Here is a 14927-nt window from a genome sequence, read left to right as displayed (position 1 = left end):
TTTATGGCAGCGGCGGGAAGTGTGGCTTCCTCGAGGCTCGAGAGCCTGCCATATCTGCTTGATCTTCAACGCGAAAGGCCCGGTCGCGGCCCGTGAAAGTTTCATATCTTAAACGTATCTTGTCCGCAGGGTCTGCCTGTACGCGTATGCCGCGGGGGCGTAGCAGAGCGGGAGGATCCGCCAGAGGATAACGGTCAGAAAAAAATCGCCCCCCGGCCTCCATTTTGGATGAATCAATGGCCCGGCGGGATGGGTGACAGGGAGAAACGTGCGTGGGCCGGGCGTGCTCTCCTGTGTATGATCCATGGCTAAGAAAGGTGATCCGCCGGTAAGGGTACGGATCGGGGTTCTGCTTCTTTTCGCACTGTGGAGTGGCCTCATTGAGGCAGCCTCACCCGTGCGGGCGCAGCCGGCCGGATCCGGATCCTACCTCCTCCGCGCCTGGACGACGGCCGAGGGATTGCCGGCCGGCTTTGTAGGCGATCTTGCGCAGACGCCGGACGGTTACCTCTGGCTCGCCACCGGCGGCGGCCTCGTCCGGTTCGACGGGATCGACTTTCGCACCTACGACGAACTGCCCGGCTGGATGAATCACTACGTGAATGAAGTGTTCGCGGACAGCCGGGGTACGCTCTGGTTAACGTCAGGGGAAACCCTGGACATAGCGCGTTTCGACGGGGTGCGTTTCCTGCCCGGTGGGTCCGAGGCCGGGCTGCCGGACGTGCCGTTTGTGGTAGGGCTCGAAGACCGGCGCGGGCGTCTCTGGCTTTTTTCCGAGCCTTTGCCTGGTAGGTATGAAGTGTACGTCTGGGATGGCAACGAGATTGTGATCACGCTGGAGGGGGGAGGCAAGAAGAGTCTCCTTTTCGAGGATGAAGAAGGTGTTGTCTGGGGCTTTGGCCGTGATCAGGTGTTCCGGGTCGAGGGAGACGAGGTGACGTACTTTTCCGCCCGCGAGGGTCTTCCGGGTGGTTCGGTACGCTGCGTGACCGGCTCTGGAGGAGCGGTGTGGGTCGTGACCGAGCAGGGCATGGCGGTCTGGGACGGCCACCGCTTCGCGCCGTTCCCGCGTCCCCTGGCGGGACGAACGGACCTGCTGAGGGAGCGCACCTGGGGGTGCCGGTCGGATCGCTCCGGCACCGTGTGGCTGTTCAGCGACGGCGACCTGGTGCGCCTGCGGGACGGGCGGGTTGAGCGGGTCCGGGATGCACGCGGGCAGCCCATTCTGATCCGAGGGATCGGAGGCTGGTATGAAGGCCGTGACGGCACGCTGTGGGTGGGGACGATCGACGGCCGCCTGCTCCACGGGCGCGGCCGTCGTTTCGAACGGATCGCCCTGCAGGACCTGCTCCCCGTCAAGGTCGTGAACCGCGTGTTCGGGGATGCCGAGGGGAACGTGTGGGTCGCCACCGACGCCGGGCTGATCCGCGTCACGGCGCGCAAGTTCCCGGCGTACACGCCGCATGAGGGACTCAGCGAGGCACAGGTGTTCACCGTCTACGAGGACCGGCGGGGGACGATCTGGGTGGGCACGTGGGGGGGCGGGCTGAACCGGATCGAGGACGGGCGCGTCACGGCCGTCTACACCACGCGAGATGGCCTGCCCGACGATTACGTGCGTGCCCTCCACGAGGACCGGCAAGGCATGCTCTGGATCGGTACGCGTGACGCGCTGGCCCGGCTGGTGGAGGGAAAGATCTCGGTCGTCCACGCCGGGATCGGGTACGTGAATGACATTCTGGAGGATCGGGACGGCAACCTCTGGTATGGCAGCGACGGGTATCTGGCCTGCCGGTGCGGGGACTCCGTACGCGTCCTGCGCGAAGGTTTCTGGGCCGGGCGACCGGCAACGGTACGGGTGCTGCACGAGGATCGGAACGGCAACCTGTGGGCCGGCACGCACCGCGGGCTGGTGCGCCACCGGAACGGGGCGCAGCGGGTATTCACGACGGCCGACGGCCTGCCCTCAAACTACGTGCTCTCGATCCACGAAGAGGACGACGGGACGCTGTGGCTCGGGACGTTCGGAGCGGGACTGGTACGCTGGAAGAACGGGGCGTTTTTCACCTTCACCACCGAACACGGCCTGCACAGCGACGGCGTCTGGCAAATCCTGGAGGACTCGCTCGGCCATTTCTGGATGAGTTCGTATACCGGCGTCTTCCGGGTGCGCCGGGCCGAACTCGACGCCGTGGCCGAAGGGCGGCAGGCTCGCCTCACGTCGGTGGTCTACACGGAGGCGGACGGGCTGCCCAGCGCCGAGTGCACCCGGGGGCACCCCGGCGGCTGGCGCAGCCGGGACGGGAGGCTCTGGTTCCCCACCATGCGCGGTCTGGTCGTCATCGACCCCGACGACGTGCCCGTCAATGACCGCCCGCCGCCGGTGCACGTTCAGTCAGTCCGGGCGGGCGGGGTACCCCTCGGCCCGCCTTTTCCCGACGCGCTCGCGCCGGACCGCCGCAACCTGGAGTTTCATTACACGGCGCTCAGCTTCGTGGCGCCGGAGAAGAACCGGTATCGTTACCGGCTGGAAGGGTACGACCGCACCTGGGTGGAGGCCGGCACGCGCCGTTACGCCGCCTACACCAACCTGTCGCCCGGTACGTACACGTTCCGCGTCATCGCCGCCAACAACGACGGCGTCTGGAACGAGGCCGGAGCCGCGTACCGCTTTCGGATCCGCGCCGCCTGGCACGAATCCTGGTGGTTCCGGGGTCTGCTGGCGATGTTGTTGGGGTTGATCGTCGCGCTCACGGCCGGATACCGGAAAAAGTTGCTGGAAGCGCGCCGGCTCAACGTCCACCTCGACGAGCGCGCGCGGGCCCTGCGGGAGGAACAGGAACGGACCGAGGTTCAGGCCCGCCAGCTGGCGGATCAGGCGGAGCGGTTGCAGGAGATGGACCGGCTCAAACGCCGCTTCTTCGCGAACCTGTCCCACGAGTTCCGCACGCCGCTGACGCTGATCCGCGGGCCCGTCGACGACCTGCTGGCCGGCCGGCTGGGGCCGCTGGATGAGCGTGTGAAAGCGCAACTCCGGGTGGTTTCCCGCAACACCCGAAGCCTCGAGCGGCTGATCGCCCAGTTGCTAGACCTGGCTCGTCTCGAAGCCGGCAGCCTGACCCTGTCGGCCCGCCGGGGGGACCTGGCCCGCTTTGCGGAGGAGGTCGTGGCGGGATGCGCGCCGCTGGCCGAGCGGCGGGACGTGCAGCTGTCTTTCCGTGCTGCCGTGACCCCCCTTACGGCCGATTTCGACCCCGACAAGCTGGAGAAGGTGCTCGTCAACCTGCTCTCGAACGCGATCAAGTTCACCCCGGCCGGGGGCAAGGTGCAGGTGGACGTCGAGGGCGACGACGCTCAGGTGTTGCTCCGGGTGCGGGACACCGGCATTGGCATCCCGGCGGACGAATTGCCCCGCGTCTTCGACCGGTTTCATCAGGTGGCGGAGCCGTCCCGCCAGCCCCATGAAGGCGTCGGGATCGGGTTGTCGCTGGTGAAAGAGCTCGTCGAGTTGCACGGCGGCGAGGTGCTGGTGGAAAGCACCGCCGGTTTCGGCAGCACGTTCACGGTGCGCCTGCCCCGGCGGCAGCCCGGCGTGTGCGAGGACGGAGAAGAGCCGCATCCGTCGCTGGACGAGGAACCGCTCGTGCCGGCATACGCCGTGGAGGAGGAAACCATGCCGCCGGGTGCAGGCGATGGCGGTGCGGTGCCGGAGAGCGAGGTGGCGGAAAGGGAGGACGCTGTTGCCGGTGAGCGGCCGGTTGTGCTCCTCGTGGAGGATAATCCCGACGTGCGGGCCTATCTGCGCCGGCACCTGGCTTCCGCGTACCGGGTCGAGGAGGCCGGCGACGGGTACGCGGCTCTCGAAGCCGTGCAGGCACAGCGCCCCGACCTGATCCTGTGCGACGTCATGATGCCGGGCATGGACGGGTATGCCCTCTGCCGCCGCTTCAAGGCCGACGACCGCTTTTGTGACATTCCGGTGATTCTCCTGACGGCCCGCGCCGAAGAGGCCGACGCCGTGGAAGGCCTGGACGCCGGCGCCGACGACTACGTCCGCAAGCCGTTCGAGGTGGGCGAGCTGCTGCGGCGGGTGCACCATCTCATTGCCCGGCGCCGGGACCTGCAGGCGCGCTATCGCCGGGAACTGGTCATCCGCCCGACCGACGTGGTGGTCGCGTCCGAAGAGGAGCAATTCATCGCCCGGGCGCGCGAGGTAGTCGAGCGCTACCTGGACGAGCCCGGCTTCACGGTGGACCGCTTTGCCGAGGAGATGAACCTGAGCCGGAGCCAGCTCAACCGCCGGCTCAGTGCGGCCACGGGGCTCTCGGCGGCGGCGTTTGTGAGGCACCTGCGGCTGGAGCGGGCGGCGCAGCTCCTGGGCGGGAACGGTGGTCGTGTTTCGGAGGTGGCCCGGGCTGTGGGGTTCAACGACGTGGATCATTTCTCTCGCCTGTTCAAGGCGCATTTCGGCGTTTCTCCCTCCGAATACCGGGCAAACGGCGCATAGATACCGGACAGACGGCGCACGCGCCACCCTTCCCGGAAGAATGCGGCACATGGGATGGGGCGGCGGTGGTACCGTTTCTGCGAGGAGGTTGTGCAGGCTTCGTGGACTCGACCGTAGCGTCGACCGGGGACCAGGACACTACCACCCGTGAATCGTGCACGGTCATGCAGAGACCTGGCGCCGCACAGCCTCGGCTTCGCCCGGGACAGGCTACGGCTGCGCTCGGGACCGGCTTCAGGGTATCGCCATGGGTAAGGCCCGCCCGTGGGCCTGAGTTCGTGACTACGTAGCCCGCACGGGCATTATCCCGCTCGCCAACGACAGCCAGGCCTCAATATGGTGTGGGTCAATGTCATTGAGGCGTCGTTGCGGAGAACCGTGTAGCCGCACCCTTCACGGGTGTGCTCCATTGCCCGCAGGAGAGCCCACGGCTACGCGGTTGGTTCGGCTAGCCAGGGGCAGCCATGTTCCGGTCACCGGTGACTTCCGCTATGGTGCTCTCTTCAATATCAGAGGGTGCGTACCGGCGGTGGTCGAAGGGCATAATCTTGACATTCTTCCTGTCCGACGGCTTAGAATGAGCACGACCTCTCTTTTTCGAGTTCAACTGTTGTTGATGCTCTTCTGCCTCTTGGGTTGTGAGAGCAACCTTGCCCGTCGCGTCAGCCAGTATGAACAGGTACGTGATGACGAAGGGGCACGCCGGTATCTGGAGCAGGTCGTTCGGGCGAATCCGGCGCAAGCGGAAGCCTGGTTTCTGCTGGGCCGTCTTTACCTGCGCCAGGAGGCGTTCACCGAGGGACGCAAGGCGCTGCTGGCTGCGCGTGAGGCGTCACCTCGCTTTGAGGAACAGGCGGCCTATCTGCTGGAGCTCAACTTTCGCCGCGAGTACCAGGCCGGCGTGACGGCACTCGAGAACGGCATGTTTCCGGAAGCCGTCGAGCACCTTCAGCATGCGGTGGCCCTGCAGCCGGAGCATGCGGTCGCACACCGCACGCTCGGTCACGCCTATCTCGCCCTCGAGGACGCCGCCCGTGCAGCCGACGCCTATGGCCGGGCGCTTGCGCTCGATCCCAGAGATATCCAGACCCTGAACAACCTCGCCCAGCTTGCCTATGACCGGCGCGATTTCGGTCAGGCAATTCGTTTTTCTCGCGATGCACTCCAATACCTGGGTGACAAAGGGCCGCCGGGTATGCGGGCACAGATCATGGAGCGTCTGGCCTACGCACTTGCGCAGCATGGACGGCTGGAGGAGGCCGGTAATGTTTTTTCCCATCTCGCCTTGTTGAAGAACACCCCCGAGATCGTTCGCAATCGTGCCCTTGTGCTTTTCAACCAGCAGAACTATGCGCTCGCCCTTCCGCATCTTGAACGCGCACTTCAGCACCAGCCCGATGATCTGGAGATTCTGCGCGCGCTGGGAGAGACGTATTACCATCTGGAGCAGGTGGAACACATGATCGAAACCTATGAGAAAGTGCTTGCCGTAGCGCCGGGCGATCCGGATGCCCTGGCCAGCCTTGTCGTGGGATATGAACGGCTTGGCCAGGACGAGCGCGCAGAGGCCTATCGCAGGCAACTGGTACCTCGTCGGACCTCTTCCCTGTATCGCTAAGCCAGCTCTAGTCTATGTCGCGCCGTTGCCATGTGCTGCTCTGCCTGTCGTTTCTGGCAGGGGTGTTCCCAGGCTTCGTTCCGGCGGTGTGGGGACAGGTGCTGTCCGTTCAGGCGGTCTATCCCACTCCCCACGCTCTTGCCGTACCGGCGGACGACTCCGTGACGGTTACGTTTTCCGAGGCGGTCGACCCGGCTACGCTCACGGGAAACCTTATCGTCAAGGGGGCACAGTCGGGATGTGCCGACGGGACGGTCCGTTACGATGCCTCGACGCGGACGGCGACCTTTCTGGCAACCTGTGCTTTTGCAGCCGGAGAGACGGTTACCGTTACCGTCACGCCCGGTGTCCGATCTGCCGGCGGGGCAGCGCTGAGCCGGCCCTATACCTGGCAGTTCACCATCGACGCCTCGTATGGTGCGGGGGCCTTTGAGGAGGCCGTCCTGGGCGATGCTCCGGCAACCAAGCGGGCCGGAGCCTTCCAGGCGACATTCATCGCGCGTCCGTTTGCCGGGGATCTCAACGGGGATCCGCTGATGGACCTGGCCATCGTCAACCGGGCGGCGGATCGGCTGGTCGTCTATCTCAACGCGGGCCTGCGGGTTTTCACGGCCCGGGAAGTCAATGTGGGGCCTGCGACCGGCGTCACCGGTGGGGATTTCGATGACGATGGAGATGTCGATCTCGTCGTTTACGATGCACTGGGGCGAGAATTGCGTGTCCTGCAGAATGCCGGAAACGGTACCTTCGGGCCTCCCCTGACCGTGGTGACACAACTGAGGCCGGTGGATCTCGCCGTGAACGATTTCGACGGGGACGGCAGCCTGGATCTTGCCGTTGCTGCTTTTGGTTCCGATGCGGTCGCGTTGCATTTCAACGATGGAACGGGTCGCTTCGGCGCCGCCGTCGTTCTGGCCGTCGGTAGGGCGCCCGGCGCAATCGTTGCACGTGACTTTGACAACGACGGGGCACTCGATCTGGCCGTGGCCTCTCAGGGAGAACGGCAGGTCGATATCCTGCTGAATGACGGCACCGGCGCCTTCACGCGCGCCGCCTCCGTCGGCCTGTCGTTCGTGCCCGCCGCCCTGGCTGCCGGTGATGTCTTCGGGGGCGACGGCCGGGCCGACCTCCTGGTGTCCGCCCGGGATCGAGGGGAGGTGCTGGGGCTCCGCAACACGGATGCCGCCTCTCCGCCCACCTTTGCGGAAGTGTTTGTTTTCTATCCGGAAGAGGCCGGTGGGGCGCAGGACTTTGTTCTGGGTGACTTCGGCGGGCCGGATTTTCCGTTCGAGGTGGACGGCCTGCTGGACCTGGTCTCGACGCATCTGGGCTCCCGTACGTTGCAGGCGCGCTTCAACGCAGCCGGTACCACGCTGGCCGTCGGGCCCGTGAGTGCCTATGATACTGCCGTCGGCCCCAATGGGCTCATCAGCACCGACCTTGACGGCAATGGCAGCCTGGACGTTGTCGTCGCCGGTCTCTCCGGCGATCAGATGAGTCTTTTCTTCAACACGGGAGGGGATCCGGGGCCGCTGCGTGTTGCGCCGGCGGAGCTCTCCTTCGGAGAGGTATGCCTGGGTGAGACGAGTACACAGACGATCACGGTTGAGAACACCTCGGAGCAGGATATACCCGTTCAGGTCGAAGTTGTTGGAGGGGCCTATGAGGCCGGCTTCACCACACAGACGCTTCAGGCCGGTGCCGTCGTTTCCATTCCGGTCACCTTTCGTCCCGGTGAGAGCGGACCGGCGGAGGGTACCGTTCGCATCATCGCGGAGGTTCCCACGACGGTGTGTGGTGTCGCCACGACGCAACGGGCTCTCTACGAGGTAGAGCTGGATGGGTCCGGGAGCGGTGCCGTCCTCTCGGCCGTGCCGGGCGCGATCGATATGGGACAGGTGCTGCTGCCGGGCAATGCGGTGGGGGCGCTCACCCTGACCAATACCGGTAACCTCGACGCCGTGTTGACGTCGACCACCCTCGACGATGTCAACGCTCCTTTTCGCCCGCTGATCACCCCACCGGTGGCCATTGCGGCCGAGGACCAGGTTGACCTGCAGGTAGCCTTCGAGCCGGTCGATCCCGGCCTCTACGAGACGACCCTGCGCCTGCATGTGGCCAGTGCGTGCCGGGATACGACGCTCGCCGTTGGGTTACGCGGAGAAGCATTGCCCCGGCAACCGGACCTGCGGATCTCCTCCCTCACCCTGGTGGGCGGTGCCGGTGATGATCTGATCGTGGGAGACCAGCGGCAGTTTGAGGCCTTGATTCAGAGCGAGTTTCGGGACGTCACGCAACCGTTTGAAAACCACTTTCAACTCACACGTCCCGATGGTAGCACGAGCATCGTCGGGCAGGCGACGCTGACTTCCCTTGCGGCAGGTACCTCGCAGGCGTTCAGGAGCAACGTCGTCTCGTTCGAAGCTCCGGGTGACCATGTGCTGTGCGTTCTGGCCGACGTTACCGATGCCATTGCGGAATCCGACGAGACCAATAACTCGCAGTGCCTGGAATTGCAGGTTCGTGTTCCACTTCCCGATCTCGTTGCCGTACGGCTGGAGCTGGTACCGGGCCAGGAACCACAGATCCTGGTTTCGCAGCAGCGTACGGTGTCGTGCACGTTTGAGAACGACGGGGAGCTGTCGGCAGGTGGTTTCGATGTTGCACTCTTGCGCAATGATCTTGAGGTATCCCGCTGGCACGTCGATCAACTGGCCGTCGGTGCCTCGACCGCAACGACCTTCGAGGTGGCCTTTCCCGAACGCGGCTCCGTCGTGTTGGACTGTTTCGTCGATGTAGGCGATGCCCAGACGGAGATGCGGGAGGATAATAACCGGGTGACCCTTTCCCTGCTCGTCGAGGTGAGTCCGGAGCTGGTTGTTTCCCCCAATCCCTTCACGCCGAATGGAGATGGGATCAATGAGCCGGTGCGGTTCAGGGTCAGTGAGGCGGGCTATCGGGGGGCGGTACTCAAGATATTCAACTTCGACGGTCGTCTGCTGCGTACGATCAGCACACTCGATGGGTCCGGTCATCTGACATGGGATGGGCGCGATGAGGCCGGCACAGCCCAGCCGCCCGGGGTCTACCTGTACATCGTTGAAGAAACGGGTGCCGTGCGGGCTTCCGGGCATGTAACCCTGGCGCGTTGATTCGGCCCTCTCACCGTACTTGTTTTCATGTTCATGCCGGTATTGCGCATGTCGTTCGTCTCTTCATCATCAGACTTCCTGATTGCAGGGCGCGTTCGGCGGTTTAGTGGGACGGGCAGGCGATCCGTCATACCCCGGCTGCTGTGGGGTATGTGGTTGGTGAGCCTCTGCTTTTATGAAGCCGGGGCGCAGCAGGCCATACTGGGTTTGCCGACGAGCCTCGACGACCCGGCGGCGCTGCAGGCCAACCCGGCCCTCATCTCGTTTCACCGGCCCAAGGTGGTGCTGGGCGCGCAGGGTTATTACGTGGGGTTGAGCAGGGCAGAGACCCTGCCGCTGCGGCAGGGCTATACCCTGTTGTCGCTGCCCTACATGGTGGGAGACTGGCTTGGCATGGGGGTACATGCTCAATATTTCGACAGCCCGGTTTACAAGCGCCTGTTGCTGGGAAGCGCCCTCTCGTGGCGGTTACTGCGCGGGGTTTCCCTGGGCGTGAGCGCTTCGGCCTACCATGTTTCCTACAATGAGGAAGCATTCGTAGAGGTGGACATGAGCGACCCCGTTTTTGCGGGCGGCACGAGCAAGGAGACCTTCACGGCGGCGGTCGGCTTTTTTGCACAGGTCTTGCCGGGGTTGCACCTTGCCGGTGGTGTGCGCCATCTCAACGAGCCGAACCTGTCGCTGGTCGGTGCTCCCGAAGGGGTTGAGCCCCGATCTTTCTTCGGTGGGATATCCTACGCCCTGGCCGGCTTGCGTGCCCATGTGGTTCTGACTACCGGGCGCAGAGGTCTGGAACCACAGGTTGCGCTCGAAGCCTACAGTACGCAGGGGTCTTATGTGCGCCTCGGCGGTTCCCCGGCAGACGCGTCCGGCTTTGCCGAAGGCCAGCTGTACCTGGGCGGGCCGCTGAGTGTGAATTATCGTTACCAGTTGCCGGTTTCCGATTTGACCGCCGCCACCTCGGGATCGCATCGCCTTACCCTCGTCTTCGAGTTTGGTCGCGTGCCGCGCCTGCTGGATCCGGTATCCCCGCCCGGCCATTTTCTCGAGGTCACGCCTCCCGATCTTGATCCCGCCTTCGTGCCCCGGGTCTATCTGGACAGCAGGGAGCCGTACCTCGAGCACTTCGAGAAGCGCGTCGAGCGCACGATCGATCCGCGGCTTTCGGAGGAGGCGCTTCGCAGCCTGACGGCCGAGGATCTCGTCGTGCTCGACAGCAGCACGGCCAGCCGGCGTCGCCCGATCCCGACGGAGCCGGTGGAGCGGCTCGTGCCCGGGATACGTCTGGTGGATCTGCTCTCCGACACGTACCAGCGTTCCCTTCAATTGCTGGGAGACGGTCTCAAGCAGGATAGTACCCTGCAGGTTGCGATCACGGGTTTTGATGAAGGAGTCGTCAAGGCCATGGGGCTGCGAAACTGGCTGCTGGCCGGTCTCCAGGTTCAGGCCTCTCAGATCAGTGTGGAACAGCCGGACAGCACCGCGCTGCCGCCTCGTCCCCTCGGTTTCCAGCGACCACCGGCCTCGGAAAGCCTGACGGTGCTGAACCCGGAGGTCACCACGATCTACGTGCTTGCGGCTTATGCCGACCCGACGCGCGACTGGGAACTGACCGTTCGCCGGGATGACGGGGCCATCGTGAAACGCCTCAGCGGGTCCGGCACACTGCCGCAGCAGATCGAGTGGGACTGGCGGGATGATCGCGGCCGTGCCCTCGAGGCCGGAGTCTATCGGTACCGGCTGACCTGGCGAACCCCCGAAGGCGTGCAGTACGTGTCGAACGAACAGGCCTTCTATGTTCGCAAGGTCGTTCGCAAGATCCACGTGTATGTCACGCAAGATCCGGCGACGCTTTCCGTACCGGCCGATCTGCTGGAAATCCGTCTGAACGACAAGTAGGACCGAAGCGCCCGCGTTCTTTCCCCGCAATGTCATTTGCTCCGTTCATAGCACTCATTTCCCGGTTACCGTGATGAACCGATTTTTTTTCCTCTTCGCTCTGCTCGGGATTCTCGGTGAGATGCCGGCGGCATACGCCGCTCCTTTGGAGCTTCTCGGAAGCGAGCATGGCCCGGTTGCTCTCCTGCAGGTCCAGGAGGCTGCTGCCAGCGCGGATGCCGTGCAGGATACGACCTCTGCGGCAGCCTCCGAACAGGGATTGCAGTTCAACGATCTCTGGGACCTGGTCTCCGGTGCGCAGGGGTTCCAGTATCCGATTTTCCTCACCCTGATCCTCGGGCTTTTCCTGATCTTCGGGAAAGTCTATGAGCTCGTGGCCGACCGGCGGGCCGGCAACGTACTGGAGCGGGTCGGCTTCCATGGGATGGATCTGCGCCGCATCGTGCTGAAGGTCTCGAATCAGCCCGACAGCATGATGGCGCGTCTCGCCGCCACGTTGTTGAACGTGTTTCAGACCCAGGGCCGGGCGGAAACGTTGCATGACGAGATCGTCAACTTCGTGCGGTTTCAGCAAGACCGGTTCGATACGTTCAAGCGCCGGGTGGACTTTCTCTCCGACACGGCCGGTGCGCTCGGCCTGCTGGGCACCGTCTGGGGGATCTTCTCGGTCTTCTCCGCCGGCACGAGTGACAAGCAGCAGATCCTGATCGGGATGGGGGTGGCACTCATCACCACGTTGCTCGGGCTCATCGTGAGCATCATCCTGAATCTGAGTTCGACGGAGGTCTTCAGCTTCTTCAACCGGCGCCTCGATCAGATCACCAACAAGGCCGACGAGTTACGTTTCCGGCTCATGGAGATCGCCATGCAGCAAGAAGAACTGCTGCCCGACCCGGAGGCGAGCTGGCACGAGCCGGGGCCTGCGCCGGGCCTGGTGGTTGAGCAGGGGACCAACCGGCAATCTAAGGGCACGGCGGTCCGGCCGGCATCGCCTCCCCGTGCCGTGGTTGAGGCAGAGGTACCGTCGCCGCGGGCCGCCGTGGCTACGATGGCCGGGGCCTCTCCCGAGACGCTGTTGCAGGTGGAGGAGATGGACGTCACCGCCCTGCCGGCCTCGGCAACCGTCGGAACGTTGCTCGAAGGGCTTCAGGTACAGCTACGGGCACGGGACGGGGTGCCGGTTCCGGGCGAGCAGGTGGTGGTCGAGGTGCTCCGGGGCGAGGGCAGGCTCGGCACCGGGCAGGACCGCCTGGTATGCTCGACCAATGATGCCGGCACGGCCTCTTTCGACTGGCGCCTGGGCACGAAGGCTGGCCCGCAAACGATCCGCATCCAGGTGGCCGGCGATCAGAGGGGAGACCTCTCGCGGGAGGTGACGGTCATGGCACGGGCGGGCGCACCCGAACAGTATGCGCAGCACGGCAACAACCAGGGGGCCCCCGTCGGGCAGGCGCTTCCCAAACCGCTGGCGGTATGCCTGCAGGATGCCTACGGCAATCCGGTAGCCGGCTTCCCCGTGACGTTTGCCGTCGAGCAAGGGGACGGCACCTTTTCGAACGGTGCGCCCTCGATCACCGTCACCACAGACGACCGGGGATGCGCTTCGGCCGGCTTCGCGACGGGCAAGATGCCCGGACTCAACACCATCAAGGCACACGTGGAAGCGTACGAGCTGACCTTTCATGCGATGGGACTTGAGAACTGACGGGCCGGAACAGGGACCGGTGTGATTCTGACGAACCGCCTATGAATGCTTCCGGATACATCCTCCGCTTCGTCGATGTGGTGCTGATTCTGCTGTTTGGCTTTATCAGTATCGCCACCATCCGGCAGAGCGCCATCGAACTGCCGAAGAGCACCGAGACGCCCCCCGGCCAGATCAGCGGGGAGGAGATCATTTTCGTCGGCGTGCAGCCCGACGGCACCTTTCTGGTCGAGGAAGAGACCCGGCGCCTGGACAGCGTCGCGGGGCTTCGGGCTTACCTGTTGCAGCGCCGGTCGCAGTATGCGACCACGGTGCCCGTGCGCGTGCGCCTTCGCAGCAGCTGGCAGGCTCCCATCGAGCACCTGCTCAGCGCCGCCCAGCTGTGCGACGACCTCGGGCTACCTAAAGAGCTGGAAGTCGAACTCAGAAGTCTCTGATCCATGGCACGTGTGTCCTACATCCCCCGGGGCAGCGGATTTCTGCTCCGATTCATTGACATCGGCCTGATCATCCTTTTCGGTTTTTTGATGATCACGGACATACAGATTTTTTCGCAGATCAAGATGCCGGGTCGTGCCGAGGATGCGACCGTTCCCGATGCGCAGCGTCTCTCGTTCGTCACCGTGGAGATCCTGCCGGGAGGACGATTCACCGTCGTCGAGCGTGAACGGGAAGAGGTGTTCTGTCACAACGTGACGGCGCTGGACCGGCTGGAGGCCTGCCTGGTGGCCGTGCGCGATGCGCTCCGGCAGCGTGACCGGCAGCCGGTCGTGCTCATCAATCCGGCCCGGGGGTCCATTGTGCAACACACGGTGGATGTGCTCGACATCTGTGATCGAAACGGCATTCTCAAGAACATCAACCGGGAGGCGATCAAGCTGTAGCGATGATTCTCCTTCAGCCGCGTGCCGATCAGTCGAAGCAGCGTCGCGTCGCCCTGGGGTCTACGGGCGCGGTCGTCGCCGTCGTGATGCTTTTGCTTGCCTTTGTCAACCTGCCCGCCCACGAGACCACGCGCGACCTTTACCGCAAGATCGACTACCAGCGGTTGGTCAGCATGCTGCCCGAGCCCGTGAAGGCCGAGCAGCGGCCCGACCGTACGCAGCCGACGGAGGAGCAGGAAGAACCGAAGGAGGCCCAGCGGGAGCCGAATCCGAGAAAGGCACCGGAACGGGTGGATCTGAGCGACATCATGCAGGAAGGCCTCCAGGTTGACCTGGCCCCGAACCCCTTGCCGAGCCAGTCCACCGAGACCCGTCTGAACACGTCTACCGGAGGGAACACGACGGTTCGCCTGAAGCGGGAAGACCTCGGAAAGATCGGCGGCATCGAATCGCTGGCCGGTGGTGAGCTGGCCCTCCCGCAGGGGCAGGCGGGCCGCCGGAGCGGGGTGGCGGATGCCGGCGTGGCCATGAGCCAGGGGGTGGGCCGGGGCATTGGCGTCACCTCCGGAGAGGATCTCGGCACCGGGCGGGAAATCCTGGCCGGTACGCAGGGACGGGCCGGCAGCGGGGAGCAGGGGAGCAAGGCCTTCGAGGTGGGCCTGAAAGACCTCAGCGAGTTTCAGGGCGATTACCAGAACCTCGACGTGAAGTTGCTCATCGAGTGGATGAAACGCCATCCGGGCCTGCTTCCACCGGGCGTACGGCAACACGTCGGTGCCGCACCGGAGCACCTTTCGTCCGTGGTCGAATTCATCGCCGGAGGCACGCGCTATGAACTGTACCTCATGGTGAAGGAGAGCCTCTATGAGGTGCACATCGTGCTGGTGAAAGAGGCGGAGACAACCTATCTCGTGGACCGGAGCTTTCAGCAGCAGAGTCGTAAGCTGCGGGTAGGAACCGCATCACGCTCGGATGGAGAGATCGTTTCGATCCAGTCCCGGCAGATCGAGGCAGGCGATGCGCGGGCAAAGCGGTTCTACCAGCTCTTCCTTTCCTGGTGGGACGAAGCCAAAAAGAGTATCGAATCATGAACGCCATCCTTTCCGTCGTATCGAGGTCGCTTGTCGTTCCCCTAACCTTGCTGTTGCTGGTGGGGTGTGCT

At 64.4% G+C, this 14927-nt stretch carries 8 protein-coding genes; all 8 read left to right on the top strand.

What is annotated here, in order from left to right; genetic code table 11:
* Positions 1 to 304: 304 nt before the first annotated feature.
* The 8 genes from GQ464_RS02880 (at position 305) to GQ464_RS02845 (ending at position 14856) form a co-directional block, all read left to right on the top strand.
* The gene (locus tag GQ464_RS02880; RefSeq protein WP_228350543.1) at positions 305 to 4507 is read left to right on the top strand and encodes a two-component regulator propeller domain-containing protein; all 4203 of its coding nucleotides are present in this window, start codon (positions 305 to 307) and stop codon (positions 4505 to 4507) included.
* Between the two features lie 577 nt (positions 4508 to 5084).
* Complete coding sequence (locus GQ464_RS02875; protein WP_166976460.1) at positions 5085 to 6125, top strand: tetratricopeptide repeat protein; 1041 nt, start codon at positions 5085 to 5087, stop codon at positions 6123 to 6125.
* Between the two features lie 14 nt (positions 6126 to 6139).
* A complete protein-coding gene (locus GQ464_RS02870; RefSeq protein ID WP_166976461.1) occupies positions 6140 to 9277 on the top strand; it encodes an FG-GAP-like repeat-containing protein in 3138 nt (1045 codons plus the stop codon).
* Between the two features lie 27 nt (positions 9278 to 9304).
* Positions 9305 to 11176 carry a PorP/SprF family type IX secretion system membrane protein gene (locus GQ464_RS02865; protein ID WP_166976462.1) on the top strand — a complete coding sequence of 624 codons (1872 nt, stop codon included), beginning with the start codon at positions 9305 to 9307 and terminating at the stop codon, positions 11174 to 11176.
* A 73-nt stretch (positions 11177 to 11249) separates the two neighbouring features.
* The gene (locus GQ464_RS02860; RefSeq protein ID WP_228350542.1) at positions 11250 to 12881 is read left to right on the top strand and encodes a MotA/TolQ/ExbB proton channel family protein; all 1632 of its coding nucleotides are present in this window, start codon (positions 11250 to 11252) and stop codon (positions 12879 to 12881) included.
* A 41-nt stretch (positions 12882 to 12922) separates the two neighbouring features.
* On the top strand, positions 12923 to 13318 hold the full coding sequence (locus GQ464_RS02855; RefSeq protein WP_166976464.1) for an ExbD/TolR family protein: 396 nt from the start codon (positions 12923 to 12925) through the stop codon (positions 13316 to 13318).
* 3 nt (positions 13319 to 13321) lie between these two features.
* Entirely contained in the window at positions 13322 to 13765 is a 444-nt protein-coding gene (locus GQ464_RS02850) for an ExbD/TolR family protein (protein ID WP_166976465.1), read from the top strand.
* A 2-nt stretch (positions 13766 to 13767) separates the two neighbouring features.
* A complete protein-coding gene (locus GQ464_RS02845; protein ID WP_166976466.1) occupies positions 13768 to 14856 on the top strand; it encodes a hypothetical protein in 1089 nt (362 codons plus the stop codon).
* Positions 14857 to 14927 lie beyond the last annotated feature (71 nt).

It is taken from the genome of Rhodocaloribacter litoris, from assembly GCF_011682235.2.
In the GTDB taxonomy this organism is placed as follows: Bacteria; Bacteroidota; Rhodothermia; order Rhodothermales; family ISCAR-4553; genus Rhodocaloribacter; species Rhodocaloribacter litoris.
The sequence above is the reverse complement of the archived record's forward strand: the minus strand, read 5'-3'. Positions and strand labels throughout refer to the sequence as shown.

Coding starts and splice junctions, on each gene's coding strand:
- GQ464_RS02880 (WP_228350543.1), top strand. CDS start 305: ATGGCTAAGAAAGGTGATCCGCCGGTAAGGGTACGGATCGGGGTTCTG.
- GQ464_RS02875 (WP_166976460.1), top strand. CDS start 5,085: ATGAGCACGACCTCTCTTTTTCGAGTTCAACTGTTGTTGATGCTCTTC.
- GQ464_RS02870 (WP_166976461.1), top strand. CDS start 6,140: ATGTCGCGCCGTTGCCATGTGCTGCTCTGCCTGTCGTTTCTGGCAGGG.
- GQ464_RS02865 (WP_166976462.1), top strand. CDS start 9,305: ATGTTCATGCCGGTATTGCGCATGTCGTTCGTCTCTTCATCATCAGAC.
- GQ464_RS02860 (WP_228350542.1), top strand. CDS start 11,250: ATGAACCGATTTTTTTTCCTCTTCGCTCTGCTCGGGATTCTCGGTGAG.
- GQ464_RS02855 (WP_166976464.1), top strand. CDS start 12,923: ATGAATGCTTCCGGATACATCCTCCGCTTCGTCGATGTGGTGCTGATT.
- GQ464_RS02850 (WP_166976465.1), top strand. CDS start 13,322: ATGGCACGTGTGTCCTACATCCCCCGGGGCAGCGGATTTCTGCTCCGA.
- GQ464_RS02845 (WP_166976466.1), top strand. CDS start 13,768: ATGATTCTCCTTCAGCCGCGTGCCGATCAGTCGAAGCAGCGTCGCGTC.